The sequence below is a fragment of the Gordonia marina genome (assembly GCF_052036135.1).
Lineage (GTDB): Bacteria > Actinomycetota > Actinomycetes > Mycobacteriales > Mycobacteriaceae > Gordonia.
In genome coordinates, this window is the sequence record NZ_JBPSDN010000019.1 from 33,204 (window position 1) to 55,274 (window position 22,071).

The 22,071-nt window shown below is 70.1% G+C and carries 21 protein-coding genes; 7 read left to right on the forward strand and 14 right to left on the reverse strand.

The genetic code is table 11. The features are described from left to right. Positions 1-19 precede the first annotated feature (19 nt). The 5 genes from ACSEEN_RS13240 to msrA all read right to left on the reverse strand — a co-directional run bounded on the left by ACSEEN_RS13240 (position 20) and on the right by msrA (position 4,384). Positions 20-802, reverse strand: coding sequence for a glycerophosphodiester phosphodiesterase family protein (locus ACSEEN_RS13240; protein WP_247865693.1), 783 nt, complete (start codon positions 800-802; stop codon positions 20-22). Beyond that, positions 799-1,794, reverse strand: coding sequence for a DUF4328 domain-containing protein (locus ACSEEN_RS13245; RefSeq protein ID WP_440713419.1), 996 nt, complete (start codon positions 1,792-1,794; stop codon positions 799-801). The genes ACSEEN_RS13240 and ACSEEN_RS13245 overlap by 4 nt, the downstream gene beginning before the upstream one ends. After that, positions 1,791-2,123 carry a rhodanese-like domain-containing protein gene (locus ACSEEN_RS13250; protein WP_247868136.1) on the reverse strand — a complete coding sequence of 111 codons (333 nt, stop codon included), beginning with the start codon at positions 2,121-2,123 and terminating at the stop codon, positions 1,791-1,793. Before ACSEEN_RS13250 ends, ACSEEN_RS13245 begins: the two co-directional genes overlap by 4 nt. 456 nt (positions 2,124-2,579) lie before the next feature. Beyond that, positions 2,580-3,659 carry a winged helix DNA-binding domain-containing protein gene (locus ACSEEN_RS13255; protein ID WP_298445936.1) on the reverse strand — a complete coding sequence of 360 codons (1,080 nt, stop codon included), beginning with the start codon at positions 3,657-3,659 and terminating at the stop codon, positions 2,580-2,582. Between the two features lie 5 nt (positions 3,660-3,664). Then, positions 3,665-4,384, reverse strand: a complete 720-nt coding sequence (msrA, locus tag ACSEEN_RS13260; RefSeq protein WP_371308184.1) for a peptide-methionine (S)-S-oxide reductase MsrA — start codon at positions 4,382-4,384, stop codon at positions 3,665-3,667. Positions 4,385-4,530: 146 nt separating this feature from the next. On the opposite strand from msrA, the gene ACSEEN_RS13265 reads away from it, so the two are divergent. The 3 genes from ACSEEN_RS13265 (at position 4,531) to ACSEEN_RS13275 (ending at position 6,166) form a co-directional block, all read left to right on the forward strand. Next, entirely contained in the window at positions 4,531-4,680 is a 150-nt protein-coding gene (locus ACSEEN_RS13265; RefSeq protein ID WP_247865689.1) for a hypothetical protein, read from the forward strand. Positions 4,681-4,796: 116 nt separating this feature from the next. Further along, positions 4,797-5,420 (forward strand): superoxide dismutase, encoded by a 624-nt coding sequence (locus ACSEEN_RS13270; RefSeq protein ID WP_298445940.1) that lies wholly within the window; start codon positions 4,797-4,799, stop codon positions 5,418-5,420. A gap of 230 nt (positions 5,421-5,650) precedes the next feature. Further along, positions 5,651-6,166, forward strand: a complete 516-nt coding sequence (locus ACSEEN_RS13275) for a cupredoxin domain-containing protein (protein ID WP_247865688.1) — start codon at positions 5,651-5,653, stop codon at positions 6,164-6,166. A 347-nt stretch (positions 6,167-6,513) separates the two neighbouring features. Here the strand turns inward: ACSEEN_RS13275 and ACSEEN_RS13280 are convergent, their stop codons facing one another. Genes ACSEEN_RS13280 through ACSEEN_RS13290 form a run of 3 tightly spaced genes read right to left on the reverse strand, consistent with a single transcriptional unit; the run spans position 6,514 to position 9,865 of the window. Continuing rightward, positions 6,514-7,032: an ABZJ_00895 family protein gene (locus ACSEEN_RS13280; RefSeq protein ID WP_247865687.1), complete on the reverse strand. Its 519-nt coding sequence runs from the start codon at positions 7,030-7,032 to the stop codon at positions 6,514-6,516. Continuing rightward, positions 7,029-7,784: an energy-coupling factor transporter transmembrane component T family protein gene (locus ACSEEN_RS13285; RefSeq protein WP_247865686.1), complete on the reverse strand. Its 756-nt coding sequence runs from the start codon at positions 7,782-7,784 to the stop codon at positions 7,029-7,031. Before ACSEEN_RS13285 ends, ACSEEN_RS13280 begins: the two co-directional genes overlap by 4 nt. Next, positions 7,781-9,865 carry an ABC transporter ATP-binding protein gene (locus ACSEEN_RS13290; RefSeq protein ID WP_440713420.1) on the reverse strand — a complete coding sequence of 695 codons (2,085 nt, stop codon included), beginning with the start codon at positions 9,863-9,865 and terminating at the stop codon, positions 7,781-7,783. The genes ACSEEN_RS13285 and ACSEEN_RS13290 overlap by 4 nt, the downstream gene beginning before the upstream one ends. A 153-nt stretch (positions 9,866-10,018) precedes the next feature. Between ACSEEN_RS13290 and ACSEEN_RS13295 the strand changes: the two genes are divergently transcribed. Then, on the forward strand, positions 10,019-10,738 hold the full coding sequence (locus ACSEEN_RS13295) for a TMEM165/GDT1 family protein (protein ID WP_247865684.1): 720 nt from the start codon (positions 10,019-10,021) through the stop codon (positions 10,736-10,738). Positions 10,739-10,943: 205 nt separating this feature from the next. Here the strand turns inward: ACSEEN_RS13295 and ACSEEN_RS13300 are convergent, their stop codons facing one another. Then, on the reverse strand, positions 10,944-12,581 hold the full coding sequence (locus tag ACSEEN_RS13300) for a TM0106 family RecB-like putative nuclease (protein ID WP_371308182.1): 1,638 nt from the start codon (positions 12,579-12,581) through the stop codon (positions 10,944-10,946). A gap of 128 nt (positions 12,582-12,709) precedes the next feature. On the opposite strand from ACSEEN_RS13300, the gene ACSEEN_RS13305 reads away from it, so the two are divergent. After that, a complete protein-coding gene (locus ACSEEN_RS13305; protein WP_298443839.1) occupies positions 12,710-13,426 on the forward strand; it encodes a DUF6474 family protein in 717 nt (238 codons plus the stop codon). Positions 13,427-13,452: 26 nt separating this feature from the next. Continuing rightward, entirely contained in the window at positions 13,453-14,013 is a 561-nt protein-coding gene (locus ACSEEN_RS13310) for a Rho termination factor N-terminal domain-containing protein (protein WP_371308181.1), read from the forward strand. Positions 14,014-14,077: 64 nt separating this feature from the next. Here ACSEEN_RS13310 and ACSEEN_RS13315 read toward each other — a convergent pair whose 3' ends face one another. The 3 genes from ACSEEN_RS13315 to lysX form a co-directional block, all read right to left on the reverse strand. After that, positions 14,078-15,631, reverse strand: a complete 1,554-nt coding sequence (locus ACSEEN_RS13315; RefSeq protein WP_440713421.1) for a succinic semialdehyde dehydrogenase — start codon at positions 15,629-15,631, stop codon at positions 14,078-14,080. 32 nt (positions 15,632-15,663) lie between these two features. After that, positions 15,664-16,152, reverse strand: a complete 489-nt coding sequence (gene rraA / locus ACSEEN_RS13320) for a ribonuclease E activity regulator RraA (RefSeq protein ID WP_247865679.1) — start codon at positions 16,150-16,152, stop codon at positions 15,664-15,666. Between the two features lie 176 nt (positions 16,153-16,328). Beyond that, positions 16,329-19,649, reverse strand: a complete 3,321-nt coding sequence (gene lysX, locus ACSEEN_RS13325; protein ID WP_247865678.1) for a bifunctional lysylphosphatidylglycerol synthetase/lysine--tRNA ligase LysX — start codon at positions 19,647-19,649, stop codon at positions 16,329-16,331. Between the two features lie 88 nt (positions 19,650-19,737). Between lysX and ACSEEN_RS13330 the strand changes: the two genes are divergently transcribed. Further along, positions 19,738-19,971: an RNA-binding S4 domain-containing protein gene (locus ACSEEN_RS13330; protein WP_247865677.1), complete on the forward strand. Its 234-nt coding sequence runs from the start codon at positions 19,738-19,740 to the stop codon at positions 19,969-19,971. Between the two features lie 2 nt (positions 19,972-19,973). On the opposite strand, the gene ACSEEN_RS13335 is transcribed toward ACSEEN_RS13330, so the two are convergent. After that, positions 19,974-20,132 carry a hypothetical protein gene (locus ACSEEN_RS13335; protein WP_247865676.1) on the reverse strand — a complete coding sequence of 53 codons (159 nt, stop codon included), beginning with the start codon at positions 20,130-20,132 and terminating at the stop codon, positions 19,974-19,976. Between the two features lie 120 nt (positions 20,133-20,252). Further along, positions 20,253-21,893 carry an ATP-binding protein gene (locus ACSEEN_RS13340; RefSeq protein ID WP_298443830.1) on the reverse strand — a complete coding sequence of 547 codons (1,641 nt, stop codon included), beginning with the start codon at positions 21,891-21,893 and terminating at the stop codon, positions 20,253-20,255. Between the last annotated feature and the right edge of the window lie 178 nt (positions 21,894-22,071).

Sequence of the window (22,071 nt, forward strand, 5' to 3'; positions counted from 1 at the left end):
GCTTCTCATCCCGCCCGGATCAGTCGACGGTGACCAGCCAGTCGCGCACCTGCGCCGGGTGGTTGGTGGCGATCCAGCGCACCCCGAGGTCGGCGCACAACTGCACGTCGCTGCGCTCGTCGACGGTCCACGCGTAGGTGACGCGGCCGCTCGCCGCGGCCCGATCCACCAGCTCCGGATGGCTGCGCAGGGTCTGCACGGACGGTCCGACGCCGGTGGCGCCCACCGCGGTCGCGGCACCGGCGCTGATGCCGCGCAGGGTCTCGCCCAGCAGGATGGTGGGGAGCATCGGCGCGGCGCGGCGCACCCGCCAGATCCCCGACGCCGAGAACGAGATCACCACGGCCCGGCTGTGATCGGCGGACGGCGGCGCACCGACCCGGAACTCGTGCAGGGTCTCCAGCAACCGCTGTTCCACCAGGCTGCCGAAGCGCACCGGATGCTTGGTCTCGATGAAGAGCCGCACCGGGCGCCGCCAGTCGAGCGTCAGTTCCAGCAGTTCCGGCAGGGTCAGCACCGACGCGGGCTTACCGCCCTTCCACGACCCGAAGTCGTACTGGCGCAACTGCGCGAGCGTCATCTCGCTGACCACGCCGACGCCGTCGGAGGTGCGATCGATGGTGCGGTCGTGCACGCACACCAGCTGATGATCGGCCGTCAGCCGGACATCGCATTCCAGGCCGTCCGCACCCTCGGACAGCGCGGCCTCGTAGGCGGCGAGCGTGTGCTCGGGATGGTCGGCCGACGCACCCCGGTGGGCGACGACCGCCGGCTTCCCCGAGCGGGACACGTCCGAGTTCATGCCGCCACCACCAATCGTCGCGGCGGGGCCGAGGCGACCTCGTCGCCGGTCACCACCACCTTGTCCAGGCGCGGACCGAGCCACCGGGCGAACACCGCGGAGGCCGCGAAGGCGAGGGTCGCCCAGGCCATCGCGTCGGCGCCGGTCTGCACGCTGTCGGTGAACAGGCAGGCGATGCGGTAGGCGAGCGCGATCGCGCCGATCAGGCTGACCAGCCCCCACGCCACGGCCACCCGCCGGACGGCCCGCTCCACCCGGGCGACGCCCGGACCACCGGCCGCACGCGCCGCTTCGACCAGCGCGAACGGCGCACCCACGACGTTGACGAAGATCAGCGCGGTCATCAGCAGCACGGCCCATGCCGGTCGTGGATCGCTCCGCCCGGCCAGCGCATACGAGTCCGCACGCACCTGGATCATCCAGCGCGTGAAGTAGTAGAGCCCGACCACGACGCCCGCCGCGGCCACCCAGCCGCACAGCATCACCAGGGCCAGCGTGCCCAGATCCCACCACGCGGGGATGGGGCGCGAGCGGTTGACCATCAGCGTCACGTACCGCAGGAGCTGCATCACCGCGGCCGCCACCAGGAACGGCCACAGGAACGTCAGCCAGCGGCGCAGCGACGCGGCCGGATCGGTGCCCGCCTCCTCGGCGGGCGGCGCGACGACGTCGAACAGACCCCAGCGCGGGATCTGGCCGTAGCGTGCCGGAACGGTGCGTCGCCGTGGTGCCGGGGACGGCCGCGGCGGGAGCGTGTCGGCGGGGCGATGCGCCACCCAGCGCAACCGCGGCGGCGCGGGCCGAGTCGGTGTGCGGCGGACGGCCGGAGTGGGAGCCGCCGCCGCGGCGGGGGCCGGAGCCGGGCCGCCGGCGACCGGCCGGCGAGTGGTCTCATCGAGCACGGTGAGCGGCCGGCCGCACCGCGGGCAGGTGGCGCGGCCCGGCTGGTGTTCGGCCTGGATCCGGCACGACAGGCAGACGTCGAGCATCACGCCGACTGCTCCGGGCCCGTCTCCACGGGCTTGCCCGCGGCTTCCCAGGCGACCATGCCGCCGTGCACGACGGTCGCGTCGATGCCCCGCATGGCCAGATACTGCGCCAGCCGGAAGCTGCGCCCGCTGGTGCGGCAGACCACTAGCAGGTCGGCGTCGAGGTCGATCTCGTCGAACCGCCCCGGGACGTCGTCCAGCGGGATGTGCAGTGCACCGCGCACGTGCCCGGACTCCCACTCGTAGCCCTCGCGGACGTCCAGCAGCGTGCGATCGGTGACATCGGTGAAGTCGTCCGGGAGGTCGGCGACGTCGATCTGTTCGATGTCCATGCTCACGTCGACCATGTTCCCACAGATCGCCCCGGAGGCACCGGGCTTGCCGGTCGAAGACGGGCGCGGAATCCCTACCACATCGCGGCGTGATCCGGTTGCGACGGTTCATCGAATTCGTCCCAATAGTTATCCACAGGATTCGGCCGGGTTGTCCACATGGTCCACATGCCACCCGTCGCGCTGTGCATAACCCTGTGGATTTGTGGACAACAGCGAGGTCGACAATCAAAATGTGACGCGGACCTCACATTTTCGGGCGATTTGAGACTCCCGGATGCCTGTGCGTCACCTCCGGGTTTGCCGACGGCCACCCGGGCGTCCCACACCCCGGCCTGTGGACAACGTGTGGACAACACGCGCAACGACACTCTGAAGCAGTGCTTGCGAGTTGCGTGTCGCGGTGGTTTCTGCGGGTCCACCGATCGTGTGACGCCCACCGCGGAACGCTTCGGGTCACCCCGCCGCGAACTCCGCCAGCAGTGCGGCTTCGCACTCCACCTCGGCGCGCTGAGCGGGGTGCAGGTCGACCAGTTCCGTCAGCTCGACGCTCCCCGAGCCCAGTCGCCAGGTCCCGGCGAGCCGGCCGTCGACGAGCACGAACCCCGGCGAGCGCCCGTTGGCCGTCACCGTCCGCGCGTACACGTCCCGATCGGCGACGCGGTCACGGTCGGCGTTGGCCACCAGTACCCCGTCGTACGGCGCGAGCAGACGCACCGGCACCGGCTGATCGCCCTCGGCGATCGCCAGACCGTCCAGGTCGTACAGCTCCCGGCCGTCCGGTCCGGCGAGCTTCACCAGCTCCCAGTCGGCCTCCATCGCGTCGAGCAACGGACGCAGACCCGACAGCCCACTCCAGGCGGCCACCGCGGCGGCCGACGCCGGCCCGTGGCCGCGCAGGTACATGCGGATCAGGTCCTTGCGCGCCTCGTCGCCGATCAGCGCGGGCTCACCCGGCCCGATCCAGTGGTCGAGGAGCACGTACGACGGCGCGCCGCTGCGGCCCCACAGTCCACGCGGTGGAATCTGCACCAGCGGCAACCGGGCGCGCGCGACGGACGTCAGCGAATCCGCCGGCGCCTGCGGCCACCGCCCGGTCAGTTCCGTGCGCAGCCGCGCGGCCGAGATCCCGTGCTCGCCGCCGTCGTCGTCGAACAGCCGCCGGGCCGCCTCGACGACGGCCGCGGGGTCCACGTCGCCGAGCTTGCGCAGATGATTGCTCGTGAGCGACGCCTCCAGCGCGGGCTGCACCGCCCCGCGGATCCATCGGGCGTCGAGGCCGTCCATCAGGAACACGGTGCCGCGCTGCAGCGCCATCCGGACCACCTCGCGGTCAGTCAGGAGCGCGTCGAGCTCCGCGGGGTCGAAGCCGTCGATACGGGACCAGAGCGCGAAGAACGCCGCCCGCGGATCCTGCGACTGCACTCCCACGCAGCGGTCGATCACCTCGATGGGTTCCTCCGCGACCCGCTCCACCAGGTGCTGACGCACCAGCAGGGTCCGGTTCCACTGTTCGGCCGAGATGCGCTCGGTCACCGGGACTAGCCCGCGGTCGGGAACGTCAGCCCGGTCGCCGCGTGACAGCGGTAGCCGTTGGGATTCTTGTGCAGGTACTGCTGGTGATAGGGCTCGGCGTAGAAGAAGCGGCCCGCCCCAGCATCGTCGAGGAGGGATATCTCGGTGGTCACCGGGCCGTAGCCGGCCTCGGCGAGGACCGGCTCGAAGCGCCGCGCGGCCGCCACCGCGGCCTCGTTGTCGTCCTCGGCGAAGGTGAAGACCGCCGAGCGGTACTGGGTGCCGATGTCGTTGCCCTGCCGCATCTCCTGCGTCGGATCGTGCGCGGTGAAGAACACCGCGAGCAGTTCGTCCAGGCTGACCTGCGCCGGATCGAAGACGACGAGCACCGATTCGGTGTGGCCGGTCTTGGCGGTGCACACCTCCTCGTACGTCGGGTTCGGGGTGTAGCCGCCCGCGTAGCCCGCGGCCGTCGTATACACGCCCGGCACCCCCCACAGGATCTCCTCCACGCCCCAGAAGCAGCCGCCGGCCAGCACCACCGCACGCAGGCCGTCGTCGAAGGTGCCGACGCCCCCGTTGGCGTACGACCCGTCCGCCTCCGGTTCGCCGCGCAACGGGTGCCCGAGCACCGCGTGAACGGCAGGCACCGGCATCTCCTCGTCGCGTCCCGGCAGGGCGTGCGCGGGATCCACCATCACGCGCTTGACGTCGGCGGCGGCTTGCAGGCGATCGAAGATGCTCATGCCTCCAGCGTACGACTCCCCCCGGCGCCTCCGGCGGTGCGCCGCGGGGCCCGGGGTTTCGCCGAACGGTCCGCACCGGTAGCCTGTGGTCACCATCGCACCTGTGAGGTGCGTCACCACCTGTGACCGAGAACGAGGATGACGCCGTGACGACGAGGCAATCGGTGACCCGGTCGGGCTCAGTGACCCGGCGGTCCGAATCGTGGCCGGTCTACAACGTGGGCGGTCAGTGCCTGGCGATCGCCGCGACCATCGCTCTGATCATCGTCGCGATCGCGCTGATCATCCTTCTCTGACCCTTTTCGCGGACGCGGCGGGGGCCCGGGTGCAACCCTTGCGCACCGCCGCGGGAAGGGGAAGGGTAGAAATTGGACCGAGTACGAATAACGCACAGCGAAAGAAGAGGATGACCGTGGCTGTCTACACCCTGCCCGATCTCGACTACGACTATGGCGCCCTGGAGCCGCACATCTCCGGCAAGATCATGGAGCTCCACCACGACAAGCACCACGCCGCCTACGTGGCCGGTGCGAACACCGCCCTGGAGAAGCTGGAAGAGGCCCGCGCGGCCGGTGACATCCAGGGCAAGGTCTTCGGCCTGAGCGCCAACCTCGGCTTCCACCTCGGTGGTCACACCAACCACTCGATCTTCTGGAAGAACCTCTCGCCCAACGGCGGCGGCGAGCCCACCGGCGACCTCGCCGAGGCCATCGGTCGCGACTTCGGCGGCTTCGAGCCCTTCAAGGCGCACTTCACCGCCGCGGCCACCACCCTGCAGGGCAGCGGCTGGGCGATCCTCGGCTACGACACCATCGGCAAGCGCCTGGTGATCGAGCAGCTGACCGACCAGAGCGGCAACACCTCCGCCGCCCTGATCCCGGTCGTCATGCTCGACATGTGGGAGCACGCCTTCTACCTCGACTACCAGAACGTGAAGCCGGACTACGTCAAGGCCTGGTGGAACGTCGTCAACTGGGAGGATGCCGCCGCGCGGTTCGCTCGCGCGACCGCCGCGGACGGCCTGATCGTTCCGTAACGACAGACCTCACCCGCAGTTCGCAGTACGACGACGGCGCCCACTCCGGAAACGGAGTGGGCGCCGTCGTCTGCTCCCTGCCCTGAGAAGTGGGGGCGCCCTGAACAGCACTTTCCTCCCTTTCGCCGACATACAACGCGATGTGCGATCCCTAGGTTGAATGGCGGACTGCCAGGCAGTCGCCCCGAGAACAGCTCGTTCTACCGCGAACCCAGGGAGGGAATTCCCCCATGACCAGCCGTACCCGCCTGATCGGCACCGTCGCCGGCGCCGCAGCCGCCGGCGCGATGCTCATCGCCCCCGCCGCCGCCCACGCCGACGGCACCAAGGACCCGCGCTACAGTCGGCCGCCGACCACGAGCCAGCCGAAGAAGAAGCAGGATCCGACCTACACCGCGCCCGTCCGGCCGTGTGGCAAGGTGACCGTTCCGAACGGCGGCTACGACGCCCGGCCGCAGAATTTCCCGGTGAACCTCGGTCGCAGTGGTCCGACCGCCTTCGACATCACCTACGACATGCAGGATCAGCCCGACAAGCTCGATGTGATCTACCAGGGACGCCAGATCGCGACCACCGGATGGCGCGGGTCGGAGAGCAGGAACAAGTTCAACCACCCGCTGGCGGGTCCCGGCGTGGGCTCGCTGACCGTCAACGTCCCGCCGGGCGCGTCGAAGGAGGTCACCGTCCGCGTGACCGCCGACCAGGACGGCACGGCCTGGAGTTTCACCGCTCACTGCCCGAGCTAACCCGGCGGCACGTCGGCCGTTGCCGAATACCGGGTCACGAGGGGAATGTTCCCCCGTGGACCGGTATTCGGGGATGCACGACATGCCGACCACACGACCGGGCTCGGGCAGCATGTCGGGGGTCGTTTCGACACGGTTCGTCACGAAGTTTATCTAGAGCCCCGTCGAAAGGTTCCTCACCGGCTCAACGGGCTATCCGGGGCTTCGTCCGCTCGGATCGCGCGGCGCGCTACTCGTCGTGCGCGATTCGCAGAACGTCGCGGATGCGGGAATCATGACCGCATCCGCGACGGTCTACCGGCACCCCCGGCGCACGGAGTACCCGGCCGGTCCCCGATCGGCGCCGCTCAGCGGCGTTTGGCGGCCTGACGCTCCAGGTAGCGGGTGCGGTTCCGCAGCGATCGCCTCGGCCACCAGGCGTAGCCCGCCCAGATCGCGAGGAAGCTGACCGCGGCGCCGATGACCAGCAGGATCGGCAGCCAGACACCCATCTCGTCCCAGATCTGACCGGCGTATCCCGATGCGGCCAGCACCGTCCCGCCCACGACCACCGCCCAGGCGACGGTGATCCCGAACGACCACCAGATCAGCCACCACTTCTCGGCCGGGGTGAGGACCCGCAGGTGCCGCTTCACGAAGGCGTCGACGGCGGTGGCCGCCGCGAAGAACGGCACCAGCGCACTTACCCCGCTCACCGAGCCGCCGATCACGCTGTCGATCACCGCGAAGATCGCGCTGAGCAGGATCGACATCCCCACGAAGATCGCGAGGTACTTCCAGAGCCGGTCGCTCTCCCCGGTGGCGGGCGCCCCCGGCGCGACGGGCGCGGGCGTCCCGGACGGCACCGGTCCGGGCTGCTGCGTCATCGGAGCACCACCGTGAGGGTGATGGCCGCCGCGCACGCCGCGGCCACCAGGATCAGCGTGACGGCGTCGGCCCGGCCCGGCCTCGACGGGTAGGCGGTGAGCCGTCCGGTGCCGCCGCGCGCGGTGATCGCCTCGCCCATCTCGGCGGCCCGGCGCATCGCCGAACTCAGGGCGGCGACCACCAGGTCGATGATCGTCATCTCGGCCGACGGATGCCCGGACTTCGGCGACGACGTCGGGCGCAGCCGGTGCGAGGCCCGCAGCATCCGCATCTCCTCCATCAGCATCGGCAGACCGCGGAGCGACAGCGCGATGGTCACCGCCCATTCGTCCACCGGGAGACGCAGCAGCCGCAGCGGTCCCATCAGGCGGGCGATCGCCGGAGCGATCTCGGCCATCGGCGTGGTCCAGACGACGAGGATGCTCATCGCCAGCACCACCAGCCCAAGCACGGTGCTGCGCAGGAAGACGACGACGCCCGATCCCCCGCTGGACAGCGCGGTGACGCCCATACCGACCAGGATCAGCACCCAGAACCACCACGGCGGACGCGGGATGGCCCCGAGCGGGATCCCGGCGACCACGGCGAACACCAGGACGCAGATCGCCACGAAGATCAGGCTGGGCCAGCTCGGCAGCACCCACGTCATCACGCCCAGCGCGAGCACGACGATGAGTTTGGTGCCCGCCCAGAGCCGGTGGACCGGGGAGTCGCCGGGCAGTTGCCGCAGCGGCGGAGTGCGCATGGTCATCGTCGTGCCTCCAGGACGCCGTCGATCAGTTCCACCCGGCGGTTGCAGACGCGGTCGAGCGCCTCCAGGTCGTGGGAGATGATGATGATGGTGATGCCACCGCGCCGCAGCCCGGCGAGCACATCGAGGACCTCCTCGCGGGCGCCGGGATCGAGGCCGGCCAGCGGCTCGTCGAGCACCAGAACGTCGGGCTCGGCGGCCACCAGCGAGGCCAGCACCACGCGCCGCATCTGGCCGCCGGACAGCGAGTCGACGCGGCGGGTGGCGATCTGCCGGGGCAGCGCGACGAGATCGAGCACCCGGCCGACCTCGGTGGTGGTGACCGATTCGCCGCCGACCGCCATGATCTCGTCGCTGACGGTGGTCTTCTGCAGCTGCAGTCGTGCGTGCTGGAATCCGAGGCCGACGCTGCCGACCTGATCGGTCATCGGCTCGTCGTGCAGCAGCACCTCGCCGCCGGACGGCTCGATCAGCCCGGCGATGATCCAGGCCAGCGTGGTCTTGCCCGAGCCGTTCCCGCCCACGATCAGCAGTCCGTCACCCCGGTTGACCTGCAGGCTCACGTGGTGCAGCGCGGTCACCTCCCACGGCGATCCGGGCAGGTACGTGTGCGAGACGTCGTGCACCACCAGCAGCGGATCGTGGTCGGGCGTCACCGCGGGCAGGGCTGGCGTGTGCTCCTCGGGCCGCATCCACTCCGGGGAGTGTTCGACGATCCGCCCGCCCTCCAGGTGGATCACCCGGTCGGCGGCGCGCGCCTCGGAGTCACGGTGCGTGATCAGCACGACGGTGATCCCGCGGGTGCGCGGCAGCGCGGCGAGGATCTCGATCAGGTCGTGGCGCCCGGCCGGGTCGACCATCGAGGTCACCTCGTCGGCGATCAGCAGCTTGGGCCGCCGGGCCAGGGCGGCGGCGACCGCGAGTCGTTGCTGCTGGCCGCCGGACAGATCCGAGGTCTCCCGTTCGCCCAGCCCACCGAGGCCGACCTCCTCGAGCAGCGCGTCGATGTCGACGTGCGCGTCGTCGGGCAGACCCCAGACCAGGTCGTCGGCCACCCGCGAACCCAGCATCTGGGCCTCCGGCCGCTGCAGCACCATCGCGGTGCCGCCCAGCCTGCCGAGTCCCGGGTCGCCGGGACGGTCGACGACACCGATGGTGGCCGGGGTGCCGGCCAGCAGCTTCGACAGCGTCGACTTGCCCGAGCCGTTCGCGCCGACGACGGCGACGAACTCGCCCTGGATCAGCGTCAGGTCGATTCCGGTGAGGACGTCGACGCCGGTGTCCGGGTAGCGGTAGCCGACACCGACCATGCGCAACGGCAGCGGCTCGATAGGCTCGTCGGCGGTGAGGTCGCCCTCGGCGTCGAGCGTGTCCTGCATGCGGATGTGGGCGAGCCGGTCGACCACGCCGTGCAGGATCCACCAGGCCACCAGCAACGACAGGAACGAGCCGACCGCGCCGGAGACGAGCATCCAGAGCCACCAGTAGTCGACGATGTTCTTGCCGAGTCCGGCGAACCAGTCGCCGGCGCCCTGCCACGACACGGTGGCCTCGGAACCCGCGGCATGCAGGCCGCGGGTGATCGCCTTGCCGATCCAGACCAGGACCTTGCCGACACCGCTGATCAGGTTCTCCAGAACCTCGAGCGCCAGCTTCCGCAGCGGCACCAGGATCCACAGGGTCAGCACCGAGACCGCGGAGAGCAGCGGCGCCACGATCAGCGAGACCAGCAGGAGCATCAGCAGCCCACCGCCACGCCGACGGACGTCGCCGACCACCGCGCCGACCACCGCCGCGGCCAGCACCGAGAGCGCGGCACCGAGGCCGGCGACCGCGAAGGTCACCGCCGTCGAGGTGACCGACGCGGCGACGACGGCACGCGGCCGGGTACGAGCGGCGATGAGCGCGATCGGGACCGGGGCCAGCAGGCCGGCGGCCTGCCCCATCGGGATCACGGCGGCGACCACCACGGCCACCACCGTCAGGCCCGACAGGATGGCGACGATCGCGATCTCCAGCGGGCGCAGCGGGCCGGTGATCGGGCGCGCTCGCGTATCGAGGGCATGAGACACAGCTGCCATTGTGCCTGGTGCCCGCGACGGCCCCGGCGACGCCGGGTACCCCGGCCGACTCCGTACGGGTACCCGAATCTCTTCTTACGGCGCTCCTACCTGCATATATGCGGCTATTCCATCTGTTGCGGCCCCGGGGCAGGCATGCCTAGCCTGGTTCACATGACAGCGGCACTCCTCCTCGGCTTCGGCGTGATCTTCGTCGCCGAACTCGGCGACAAGTCGCAGCTCATGGCGCTCACCTACGCTCTCCGCTACCGCTGGTGGGTGGTCCTCGGTGCGATCCTCGTCGCCACCACGCTGGTGCACGCGGTGTCCGTGTTCTTCGGCCACTACCTGGGCCTGTCGATCCCCACCCACCTGATGTCGATCGCCGGCGGCCTCGCCATGCTGGCCTTCGCGCTGTGGACGCTGCGGGGCGACGAACTGTCGGACGACGAGTCCACCAAGGCCGGCCGTGTCGGCGGCTCGGTGTTCCTCGCGGTGATGAGCGCGTTCATGCTGGCCGAGTTGGGCGACAAGACCATGTTCGCCACCATCACGCTGGCCACCGACCACAACTGGCTCGGCGTGTGGATCGGTTCGACGCTCGGCATGGTGACGGCCGATGCGGTGGCCATCCTCGTCGGGCGGCTGCTCGGGAAGCACCTGCCCGAGCGCACCATCGCGCTGGCCGCCGCCGCACTCTTCTTCGGCTTCGCGATCTGGCTGCTCACCGAGGGCCTGCTCGACGCGAGCGGTCCGCTGATCGGCGGCACCGTCGCTGCGGCAGTCGTGATCGCGGCCGCCGGCGCGCTGGTGATCGTGCGGACCTGGCGTCGCCGCGCCCAGGAGGCGGCGCGGAGCGTCGAGCATGACGACGAGGTCAGCCTCAACGCCTGACCGCAAGGCGGCGGCGCCGGACCCGGGGTCCTTTCGACCCTTCGACCGCGCAGGGCAAGACACGGGCCGATATGGCCGTCGGCCGAGCCCTTCGACTTCGCTCAGGAACCACCGGTCGAGCCCGCAAGGGCGAGACCGGGTCGGCCCTTCGACCGCGCGTCGTCGCAGGCTCCGCCGCACATGCTCAGGACCCGCCAAGCCCCCGTCAGGCGAGGAGGTCGTCGACCGTGGGGAGGCGGAGGATCTGCTCGGAGCTGAGCCACTCGCGCAGCACCTTGGTGGCCTGCACGTCGTCCTCGTTGTAGCGAAGCAGGCGGTCGCGCTGGGTCAGGTCCATCGGTCCCCCGCCGAGGCCGACCGCGGCGGCGTACCACTCCATGGAGGCCTCGCCGCTCGCCTCGTCGTCGCACCAGCCGAAACCGGCGACCGGCGCGATCCGCTTGAGCCCCTTGCCGTTCGGGCAGATGAAGTTCTTGTTGACGGCCTCGTAGACGTCCACCCACTCGGGCGAGGAGATGAAGGCATCGACCTCCTCGCGGGCCGGAACCCCGGGGATCGATCCGAAGCGGTCGGCGCTCGCGCGCAGCCACCGGTTCTCCGCCTGCTGCGAGTAGCAGTACGCCGCGAAGGTCTTGCCCGCCTCGTGGGCCAGCCGCCGCCGTTCCATCAGCCACGACCAGAAGCGCCCGAAGGCGTGGCCCTCGTCGTCGGTGGGCAGCGGATCCCAGGTGACGAAGGGCCGGTAGAGCACCGGCTCGCCGTCGACGTTGTCGGTGAGCAGCGTGCCCCACAGGTAGGCGCCGCGCTCGCCGTAGCTCTCCATGTCGACGTCCACCTCGACATCGGCGCGCCGCACCCGCGGCCGGTCCAGCCGGCGGACCAGCGGCACCTCACGGCGCCGGCAGTTCGCGGCGACCACCACATCGAGGAAGTTCATGTTGCCCGGCCACTCCTCGGGCGGATCTCCCCGGTACGCCGACAACTGCGTGACGGTGCTAATCCCCGCGTCGAGCAGCGCCGCGGTGCCGGTGCCGCCGACCACCAGGCTCACGTCGTCCCGCGCCACCAGTTCGGCCTCGCAGTCCGGCCACCATTCGCAGCTGCGGCACTCGTTGATCCGGCGGGGCACCGTCCGCACCAGTCCGTCGGCCACCGCGCGGCGCCGGGCGAAGATGTCGTCGTACTCGGGCATCACGGCGCCCAGCGGCACCATCAGGATGCAGTCGGCATCGACCCCGATCACCCCGCCGGCCCAATCCGCGCGATCCGGCGCGGCCGCCAGACCCAGGCCGTCGAGCATCGCGGCCAGCTGAGCCAGGCGCAGCGTGTCGCGCCGGTTGCGGCGCGAGGCACGCGACGGATCGGGTTCGGGCCGCCACTCGCCGAGCCCGCTGGTGCACAGCGCGGCCGGCTCGGCCGGGTCGCGGTCGGGCTTGGCCGGATTGGTCACCCGGTGGTTGACGACGATGAGCGGCACGTACCCGGCCCCGTGCCGGATCAAGGCCTCGGCGTGCCCGCGACGACCCGCGGCGGCGTCGACGGGCAGCGCGGCGGAGAAGATCCAGTCGGCACCGGCCTCGCACGCGGCGAGCGTCGCCGCCGCGCGCTCACGGTGCGGCAGGTCCGGATCGATCGAGACGACGCTCGTGCCCCGCTCGGCCTGCAGTGCGCGCAGCGTGTCGAGCACGGCGCGACGATGCTCCTGCGCGGCCTCGATCCGGCGCAGCGCCTCGGGGGTCTCGCCGATCGGCGTCGCCCGGGCGTCGGACGCCAAGGCGGAATCCAGCGCCAGTCGATGCTCGCAACCGGACAAGTCGCGCGCGCCGAGAATCGCTGCACCCACCCGCTGCCTGCCTCTCGTCGCCGATCACCGCCGTGTGGCGGTGCTGCGCCACAGTCTCATCCCCCTACGACACTATGCAAAACTGGTTACAGTCACGGCCACGCCGGTCGTCCCGCGGAAAGGACACCATGGGTTTCTTGTCGTCCCGCAAGGCTCGTCGCGTCGAGCGCAAGGCCGAGGCCAAGATCCGCAAGGCCGAGGAGAAGGCCCTCAAGACGCGAGTGCGCCTCGAGGCCAAGGTGCACTCGCACGAGGAGACCAAGCGGCATCGCAAGGCGCTGCGCGAGGAGCACAAGTTCCACAAGAAGGCGCAGAAGGCCGAGCGCAAGACCGCGAAGACCACCTCGAAGGCCACCCAGAAGGCGCATGCCGCCGAGGCGAAGACCGTTGAGGCACAGGCGAAAGCGGCCGAGAAGGCGGCACTGTTCGGGCCGGCGCGGGTGAAGCGCTACCTGACCGTCGCCAAGATGCTCGCGCCCATCGCCGGACCGATCCTGTACCGCGGCGCGATCGCCGCACGAGAGCAGGTCACCGCGGTGCAGGCACGACGCGCCGGTGTCCCGGCCGGTCTGCTGACCCAGTACGGCGGCCCGAACGCCGCACTGCGCGCCCGCATCGCCGCCGCGCAGAACTCCGCCGACCAGGTCGCCGAGCGGGAGAGCACCGCCGAGGGCAAGGACTTCGTGACCGCCATGCGCGGGCGTCTGGACAATCTGGTCGTCGCGACCGACGCCGCCGACACCATGCCGCCGGCCCAGCGCCGCGCCGCGCAGCGGGCGATCAGCAACGAGCTGACCGCGATCGACAACGACCTGCTCGCCCGACTCAACGTTCACCCCGCGTGACACCGCCGAAGGAGACTGCCCCGACGATGGCCGACACCGACCCCGTCCTGCCCACCGACGATGCCCCGTCCGCCGACGCCCCGTCCGCGCACCGCGACCACACGGTCGCCGAACTGCGCGCCGAAGCGAAGGCCCGCGGCCTGCACGGCTACTCGACGATGAAGAAGGCCGAGCTGCTCGCCGCCCTCGACGCCGCACCGGCCGCCGAGCCCCCGGCACCCGCGGACGCGATCCCGGCACCGTCGCAGGCACCGCCGGCCGCCGAGGCCACCCCGGCCATCGAGGCGCCCGCCGAGCGGCCCGCACTGTCGGCGGCCGACCCGGCGCCCGCGCTCGAAGCCGCACCGGCGGCCGCCGACGTGCCGGGCGACGACGAGTCCGCGACGACCACCGCCACCCCGTCGCCGCACGACGACACCGTCGCCCAGGCCGACGCCGCCCGCGACCTGTTCGCCCAGTTGCGCCGCACCGCGCCGACCCAGCTGCCCGGGGACCGGGTGAGCCCGGCGATGGTCGCCGCCGGCCTCGGCGCGCTCCTCGCGGTGATCCTGCTGCTGCGCCGGCGCGCCCGCCGTCGTCGTTCCTGATCGGCACCCCGTACGACAAGAGCGGCCCCACCGCGAAAGGTGGGGCCGCTCTTGATCTTTCGGCTTACCGGCCGGGCAGGTACTTCAGCGTGCGGATCGCCAGCGGCGTCAGCTTGAGGAAGACGTCACGCGGCACGCCGGGCATACCGTCCAGGCCCATGAAGCGCTGCGCGGCGATGGTCTGCGGCTCGGTGTACTTGAGTAGACCCTCCTCACCGTGACGGCGGCCCACACCCGAGATGCCCATGCCGCCCATCGGCGCGGCGGTGGAGCCCCACGCGGCGGCGTAGCCCTCGTTGATGTTGACGGTGCCCGCCCGCAGCTGCTCGGCGATCTTCTGCGCCTGCGCGGCGTTCCCGGCGAAGACGCTGGCGTTGAGGCCGTACTCGGTGTCGTTCGCGCGCTCGATCGCCTCCTCGACGGAGTCCACCGGGTAGATCGACACCAGCGGCCCGAAGGTCTCGTTGCGGAAGCACTCCATCTCATCGGTCACGCCGGTGAGGACGGTGGGCGCGTAGAACAGCGGGCCGAGGTCGGCGCGCTTGCGGCCGCCGGCCAGCACGGTGGCGCCCTTGGCGACGGCGTCGGCGACGTGCGCCTCGATGGTCTCCACCTGGGCGGCCGAGGCGAGCGAGCCCATGTCGGGCGCCAGGTCGTAGGTACCGTCGAGCTTCATGTTCTCCACGAATTCGGCGAACTTGCGGGAGAACTCGTCGGCGATCGCCTTCTCGACGTAGATGCGCTCGATCGAGATGCACAGCTGGCCCGAGTTGGAGAAGCACGCGCGGGCGGCACCCGCGACGGCGTGGTCGACGTCGGCATCGGCGGTGATGATCAGCGGGTTCTTGCCACCGAGCTCGGCGGAGAAGCCGATCAGGCGCTTGCCGGCCTGCTGGGCGAGGGTGGAGCCGGTGGCCGAGGAGCCGGTGAACATGACGTAGTCGGTCTGCTCGACGATCGCCTGCCCGACCACCGAACCCGGACCGGGGACCACGGCGTACAGCTCGCGCGGCAGCCCGGCCTCGTACAGCAGCTCAGCCAGCGCGAGCGCACAGTACGGGGTGTTGCTGTCCGGCTTGATGACCACGGCGTTGCCGGCGATGAGGGCGGCGACGGCGTCGGACACGGCCAGCGTCAGCGGGTAGTTCCACGGGCTGATCACACCCACGACACCCTTCGGCTGGTAGCGGACGCGCACGTCGGTGGCGCCGGGGATCATGCCCGCGGCCTTGCGGTCGGCCAGCATCTTGGGGCCGTGCGTGGCGTAGTAGCGCGCGGTGAGGGCGACGTCGAGCACCTCTTCCTGCGCGTAGATGCGCGCCTTACCGGTCTCCGCCTGCGCGATGTCCATCAGCTCGTCGGCGTGCGTGTGCACCAGCTCGGAGAAGGCGTTGAGCACCTTCGCGCGCTCGGCCGGCTTGCGCGCGGCCCACGCGGGCTGCGCGGCGCGGGCGCGCTCGACAGCGCGCGTGAGGTCGTCGGCGTCGCCGACCGGGATGGTCGCCATCTCGGTGGCGCTGTAGGCCTCCAGGACGGGCTTGGTGGGGCGAGCGGCCGGGTCGTCGATCGCGGCCAACGCGGCGAGCCGCTCGAAGTAGGCGGAAGTGGGCTTCGGCATGGGAACTCCTGGGAGGGTAGAGGCAGGCGGGGTCAGGCTTCGGGGGTCACGACGACGATGCCGTCGTCGTCGGAGAACAGGTGGTCGCCGGGCTCGATCACGATGCCGCCCAGCTCGATCGGGACGTCGCGCTCACCGGCACCGGTCTTGGTGGACTTGCGCGGGTTGGTGCCGAGGGCCTTGACGCCGATCTCCATACCGCCGATGGTCTTGGCATCCCGGATCGCGCCGATCGCCACGATCCCGGCCCAGCCGTGGCTGCGGCCGAGCTCGGCGATGAGGTCGCCGACCAGCGCCGTGTGCACCGAGCCCTCGCCGTCGATCACCAGCACCCCGCCCGGATTGTCCTCGGACAGGATGGACTTCAGCAGCGCGTTGTCCTGGAAGCAGCGGACCGTGGTCACCACGCCGGCGAACTCGCGGCGCCCGCCGTACTGGGTGAACTGGGTGTCGCAGCTGCGGACATCGGGACCGATCTCGTCGACCAGGTCAGCGGTGGGTGTGAATTCAGGCACGGTCATAGTCCGCCAGTCTATGCGGCCGGAGCAGGTGTCCGTACCTCGCGGTAACAGACGTCACGCCGTCCGTCGCCACGGCGCGACGCCAGGCCGTCGAGGCCGGTCGCGAGAGTGTCCCCTTTGTCGGTCGGCGACCGAAGAACCGGACGGTGTCGGCGCGACCTCCCCCCGCATGTGATTCAGCGGGGCTTCACCAGCGGGAAGGTCAGGACGTCGCGGATCGGGCGGCCGGTCAGCAGCATCACGAGCCGGTCGACACCGAGGCCGAGGCCGCCGGTGGGCGGCATCGCGTATTCGAGGGCGGTGAGGAAGTCCTCGTCGAGTTCCATCGCCTCGCGGTCCCCGCCGGCGGCGCGGAGCGACTGCTCGGTGAGCCGCCGCCGCTGTTCCAGCGGGTCGGTGAGCTCGGAATACGCGGTGCCGAGTTCCATCCCCCAGGCGACCAGGTCCCAGCGCTGCGCGAGACGCGGGTCGTCATCGCGGCTCCGGGTGAGCGGCGACGTGGAGGCCGGGAAGTCGAGATAGAAGGTCGGGAAGGTGGTCGACGACTCCACGAACTGCTCATACAGTTCCTGGACCAGTTCGCCCGCATCCCAGCCCGGCCGGTACGCGACACCGCGTTCCCGGCAGATCTCCCGCAGCGCACCGGCCCCGGTGCCCGGGCCGACGGTGCGGCCGACCGCCACCGAGACGGCGTCGTACACCGAGACCACGGGCCAGCGTCCGGAGAGGTCGACGCGCGTGCCCGATTCACCCGGCGAGACCAGCACCGGTTCGCCGTACACCGCGGTCGCCGCGGCACAGATCAGCTCCCGGGTCAGATCCATCATCGAGAGGTAATCCCCGTGCGCCGCATAGGCTTCCAGGCTGGTGAACTCCGGATTGTGACTCTGGTCGACGCCCTCGTTGCGGAAGTTCCGGCCGATCTCGAAGACCCGCTCCATCCCGCCGACGCACAGCCGCTTCAGGTACAGCTCGGGGGCGATCCGCAGATACAGGTCCAGGTGGTAGGCGTTGATGTGCGTGCGGAACGGGCTCGCGTTGGCGCCGCCGTGCACCTGCTGCAGGATCGGCGTCTCGACCTCGATGTAGCCGTCATCGCAGAGCGTGTCGCGCAACGCCTTGACCACCTTGCTGCGGGCGACCAGCAGATCACGACTGTCCCGATCGGTCGCCAGCGCCAGATAGCGGCGCCGCAGCGCCATGTCGGCGTCGGTCAGGCCGCGCCACTTGTCGGGCAGCGGGTGCAGGCATTTGCCGTTCAAGCGCCATGCCGTGACCAGCACCGACACCTCGCCGGAGCGGCTGACGCCCATCGTGCCGGACGCCTCGACCAGGTCACCGAGGTCCAGACTCCCGGCGAAATCGGGGCCGTCGAGCGACGACGGCTCCACCAGCAGCTGCACCGTGCCCGACTGATCGCGCAGCCCGGCGAACACCACGCCGCCGAGATCGCGCAGGGCGACGATCCGCCCGGCCACCGTCACCGGGGTCCCCGGGTCGGCCTCCCGCGCAGCGGCGGCCGTATGCGTCGGCGACTGGGCCGTCGGATACGGATCAACGCCCTCGGCCCGCAGCCGCTCCAGCTTCTCCAGACGCACCCGCACCTGACCGGCGCGCCGCGGCTGCGCCGCCGACACCGCGCGCGCGGCGCGATCGAGGTCCGCGATCAGCGCGTCGACGTCGACGCCCACCGGGATCGACGACGCGCCCGCGTTACGCGGCGGCGGCGACATCGAGGGGATGAATCCCTCGGTGATCAGCGCGGCCGCCCCGACCCGCAGGATCGACCGGCCACCGCCGAAGCACAGGAAGCGCGGCACCCATTCGGGCTGATACTTCGCGTTGGACCGGTACAGCGACTCGATCTGGAAGTAGCGCGAACTCAGCGACAGCACCCGGTAGAGCAGGTGCACCACCGGGCCGGCGCCGACTTCCTCATGCTGCGAGAAGATGCCGCGGAACGCCGCGAAGTTCAGCGAGATACGGGTGACACCGACCTCGTCGGCCTCGGTCGCCAGCGCGCTCACCATCGCCTCGACCACCCCGTTGGGACCGCTCCGCTCCCGGCGCATCACGTCGAGCGAGGCCCCGGAACGTCCCCAGGGGACGAAGGTCAGCAGACCGATCTCGCGGCCGTCGTCGCCGACCGCCTCGACGATCAGGGTGTCGTCGTCGGCGCGGTCGCCCAGGCGGCCGAGGGCCATCGCGAAGCCGCGCTCGGTCTCACCGTCGCGCCAGGCATCGGCACGTGCGGTCAGCGCGTCGAGTTCGCTGTCCGGCAGTTCCGCCATCCGGCGGATACGGACGGTGATGCCCAGGTTGCGGATACGACTGGCCGCGCCGCGCACGGCCTTGAACTCCGGCCGCGAGAGCGCGAAGTCGTCGGGGTGCACCACGGCCTCGTCACCGATGTTGAGGCTCCGCATGCCCGCCGCCTCGTAGGCGCGTGCCCCGCGGACACTGGCGCCGAGCACCGCGGGCCGCCACCCGTAGGTCTCGCAGAGCGCGATGAACTCGGCGATCGCATCGGGCCAGGCGTCGGGGTCGCCGATCGGGTCGCCGCCGGCCATGCAGGTCGCAACCTCGACGCGATAGGTGATCACCGCGCGGCCGTCGGGCGAGAAGACGGCGGCCTTGTCCCGGCGGGTGGAGAAGTAGCCGAGCGAGTCGTCCTCGCCGTACGTGCGCAACAGCGCGCGGATCAGCCGCTCGTCGTCGGGGGTGATGAGCGATGCCAGGCGCTGGGACCGGAACAGCACGAACGCCGCGGCGATCAGCGCCAGCGCGCCGAACAGGCCGAGCAGCCAGGTGACCCAGCCGGGCGCGTGGTGTTCCAGCAGCGGCCGCGCCTCGATCGACGCGAAGGCCACCACGTGGTCGAACGAATAGGCCAGATACCGGCCGCGTTCGACGCTGCCCGGCGCCAGGGCGACCAGCCCCCAGCCGAGCAGCGTCCCGGCCACCAGCCCGACGGCCAGCACCGCCAGGGAGCTGCGCAGCGCGCCGCGCCGCACCCGGGTCGGGAACTGCGCGTAGCCGAGCACTAGGATCACCAGGCACACGCTGGTCACCGCCAGCCCGACACCCAGCTTCGGTGGGCTCTCGTGCCGCCGCGCGGAGGCCAGCAGCAGGTCTTCCAGATTCGAGACCGCCATCACCGCCACGATTCCGGTGGTCACCGCCCAGGCGATCCGTTTGCGCAGCGACAACGACACCGCGAGCAGGCCGAGCACCACGACCCACGCCAGGCTGGTGCTCGGCAGCGGGAACAGGTAGTGGTCCACGAACGCGCGCGGCACCGCGATCCAGTGGCGGAACGGCGGCACCAGCGCCGAGATCAGCCCGATGAGCGCGAGCAGACCGACCACTGTCGCGGTGCGTTGCGGCAGGCGACGGCCGAAGCCGTCCGGGGAAGCGATACGCGCGAGCCCGGCCAGTGAACGGCGGTTCGCCGTCGCCCGCCGACTGTCCTGCTCGGTCCGCACTGAATTGGTCATGATGGCCCCATCTAACCCGCAGGTCGATGAGGGCAGACTGAGAACGGCGGCCACGCGTCCGGTACGCGTCGTTTATCCGTGCGGCACAATGACCGGTGTGGACGATGTCACGATCCGGGACGAGAGCATCCGGCTGGGCCAGTTTCTGAAGCTGGCGAATCTGATCGAGACCGGCGCGGACGCCAAGGCGGTGCTGGGCGACGAGCTGGTGACGGTGAACGGCGAGACCGAGATCCGGCGCGGGCGTCAGCTCCGCGACGGAGACGTCGTCGAACTCGGCGGGATCGAGGTCCGGGTCAAGTCCCTGGCTGCCGGGAGCTGAACTCAGCCGGCGCGACGGAGACGGCGGAACTCCTCCGTCGTGACCAGGCGCTCGTGCTCGGCGGCGAGCGGACGCGGGGCGCGCACGCGGCCCCAGAAGGTGCGCGCGGCGGTGCGGCCGCCGCGGCGACGGCCGCGGTCAGACGGGAATGCGGCGTGCATGCAGACCTCCGGCAGGATCGGGACACGGCCGGCTTCCGGCCTCGCCGAGTATGTCGCCGGCAGAGCGCGAGGCGTTACCCCGAGTCGCAGTGAGCGACGTCTCAACGCCCCGCTCTACGATCACGGGAGGACATACTTGGCGCCACGCCGCTCTCCCGTCAATGTCAGTCTTCCGGTCTCAACAAGTCTCTTGAGGACCGTCCGCGCCTGGGTCGGGGTCGTTTGACACAACTGCGCCGCGTCACGGCGTGTGATCGACCCGTATGCGACCACATAATCGACGATCATTCGCTCCTGCTGAAGGGGATCGGCGCCCTTGATGCGGACGTACGCGTTACGATCCTCCGCCATGTCGTAGAAGCGCGCCGTCAAGTGATACTTGCGACTTCGACCGACTCCCCGAGCCTCCAAGATCCCCTTGGCGACCAGTCCGCTCAAGATGGACTTCGCGGTAGCAGGGACCAGCGAAAGCTCGGTCGACACCTCCGCGGTGGTCGCAGATCCAAACGACTTCACCTCGTGAACAACCCTGAGGTCATTGAGACCCAACGGTTGCTGGTGAGCGTTTTCCCAGGTCAACAAGAACCGCACCAAGTCCAGATCAGCGCTCCCCAGAGGCACCGTGACAACCACTGAATCGCCAGTACTTCGCGAGTAGTCAGGAGTGTCGCGGCCCGCCCGCAATTGCTGCTCGAACATGTCGTTGACACCCTTGCCTCGGCGCTCGACGAGCCCCGCTCGCTTGAATGCATTGGCGAGTATCGGGCTACGCGGTCTTGATTGATCGAGGATGTTCGAGAGGGTAACGCCCGGTGGGAATCCGCCTGGACTTGAGACCACGAATTCGTCCTCCGAGATCTGGACCTGAATGGGCCCCAAGGTCGTGTAGTCCCGATGAACTAGCGCGTTCGCGACCGCCTCACGCCGTGTCACCGATGGGATCAACGGGACCTCCACACGGTGGAGACCGACTATCAATTCGGTTACCATGTTTCGCTGTTCGATGAGATCGCGGAGTTTCTCTGCGGCCTTGAGCAACGGCGCGATGAGCCTGGTATTCGTCGTCTCACCTCCCGACCGCAGATCCTGGAAGAGCACCTCTGCATTCGGAGTCCACCGATCCACTGATTCCGTCGTTCCGAAGAGCAAGACGGCGCCGATGCTCACCGGATCATTGAGAGGAACCAGACCCAGCGCCCGCAAGATATCGGAGTCCGACAGATCACCAAGGCCGTCACCGGCCACGCGGCAGAGTCGTCGGTATCTCTCGAACTCTTCCGGATCGAGATCAGTGTCTTTGGCGTCCCTGGCAGGTGCGGCGGCAAAGTCCTGTCCGCGAGTCACCATGCCCATGCTTACGATCTCGTGCGTCGTCATCGGCGCGCACGCCGGCGCACCCCTTGCGTTGATGACCCGCTTAGTGAAGACTCCCGTCTTCGTGCCTACCGGACCGGGATCTGCGCGAGGTACGTCGACTCGGACGACATCCTTCCCGTCGATCGCCTCGACCGTGACACCCACCGCGAGTGCGGGCTCGGTGTTCGCCTGGATCATCGCGGCGACTCGACCTGGGTTGGTCGCCTCTCCGTGACGAGGACGCGCGCCGAGAACCCGGCCGTCATCGTCGACCCCGAGCAGTAGGACACCACCGTCACCGTTGGCCAAGCATGCAACTGCCTTGACCAACTCCTTGTCGTTGACATCGGACTTGAATTCGGTGGTGAAGGTCTCACCGTCGCTGATGAGGTCGACTGTGCGCATGGAGCCATTATGCATAACCATGAACTCCTCCGTTCATAGTTGCCATGGAATCATAATTTTTGAATACTATGAGTCGGCAGCACTCGAAGCACGACCAACCAGCGGCCGAGTCCATTGGGTAGCAGCGCAGATGCACAGAAGCAGCGCTCGCGAGCGCTGCTTCTGTGACGATCCGCTG

Excerpts from the sequence above, each read along its gene's own strand:
- ACSEEN_RS13240 (WP_247865693.1), bottom strand. The coding sequence starts at position 802 with ATGAACTCGGACGTGTCCCGCTCGGGGAAGCCGGCGGTCGTCGCCCAC.
- ACSEEN_RS13250 (WP_247868136.1), bottom strand. The coding sequence starts at position 2,123 with ATGGACATCGAACAGATCGACGTCGCCGACCTCCCGGACGACTTCACC.
- msrA (WP_371308184.1), bottom strand. The coding sequence starts at position 4,384 with ATGAGCATCTTCGATCGCCTGCAAGCCGCCGCCGACGTCAAGCGCGTG.
- ACSEEN_RS13275 (WP_247865688.1), top strand. The coding sequence starts at position 5,651 with ATGACCAGCCGTACCCGCCTGATCGGCACCGTCGCCGGCGCCGCAGCC.
- ACSEEN_RS13280 (WP_247865687.1), bottom strand. The coding sequence starts at position 7,032 with ATGACGCAGCAGCCCGGACCGGTGCCGTCCGGGACGCCCGCGCCCGTC.
- ACSEEN_RS13285 (WP_247865686.1), bottom strand. The coding sequence starts at position 7,784 with ATGACCATGCGCACTCCGCCGCTGCGGCAACTGCCCGGCGACTCCCCG.
- ACSEEN_RS13290 (WP_440713420.1), bottom strand. The coding sequence starts at position 9,865 with ATGGCAGCTGTGTCTCATGCCCTCGATACGCGAGCGCGCCCGATCACC.
- ACSEEN_RS13295 (WP_247865684.1), top strand. The coding sequence starts at position 10,019 with ATGACAGCGGCACTCCTCCTCGGCTTCGGCGTGATCTTCGTCGCCGAA.
- ACSEEN_RS13305 (WP_298443839.1), top strand. The coding sequence starts at position 12,710 with ATGGGTTTCTTGTCGTCCCGCAAGGCTCGTCGCGTCGAGCGCAAGGCC.
- ACSEEN_RS13310 (WP_371308181.1), top strand. The coding sequence starts at position 13,453 with ATGGCCGACACCGACCCCGTCCTGCCCACCGACGATGCCCCGTCCGCC.
- ACSEEN_RS13315 (WP_440713421.1), bottom strand. The coding sequence starts at position 15,631 with ATGCCGAAGCCCACTTCCGCCTACTTCGAGCGGCTCGCCGCGTTGGCC.
- rraA (WP_247865679.1), bottom strand. The coding sequence starts at position 16,152 with ATGACCGTGCCTGAATTCACACCCACCGCTGACCTGGTCGACGAGATC.
- lysX (WP_247865678.1), bottom strand. The coding sequence starts at position 19,649 with ATGACCAATTCAGTGCGGACCGAGCAGGACAGTCGGCGGGCGACGGCG.
- ACSEEN_RS13330 (WP_247865677.1), top strand. The coding sequence starts at position 19,738 with ATGACCGGTGTGGACGATGTCACGATCCGGGACGAGAGCATCCGGCTG.
- ACSEEN_RS13335 (WP_247865676.1), bottom strand. The coding sequence starts at position 20,132 with ATGCACGCCGCATTCCCGTCTGACCGCGGCCGTCGCCGCGGCGGCCGC.
- ACSEEN_RS13340 (WP_298443830.1), bottom strand. The coding sequence starts at position 21,893 with ATGCGCACAGTCGACCTCATCAGCGACGGTGAGACCTTCACCACCGAA.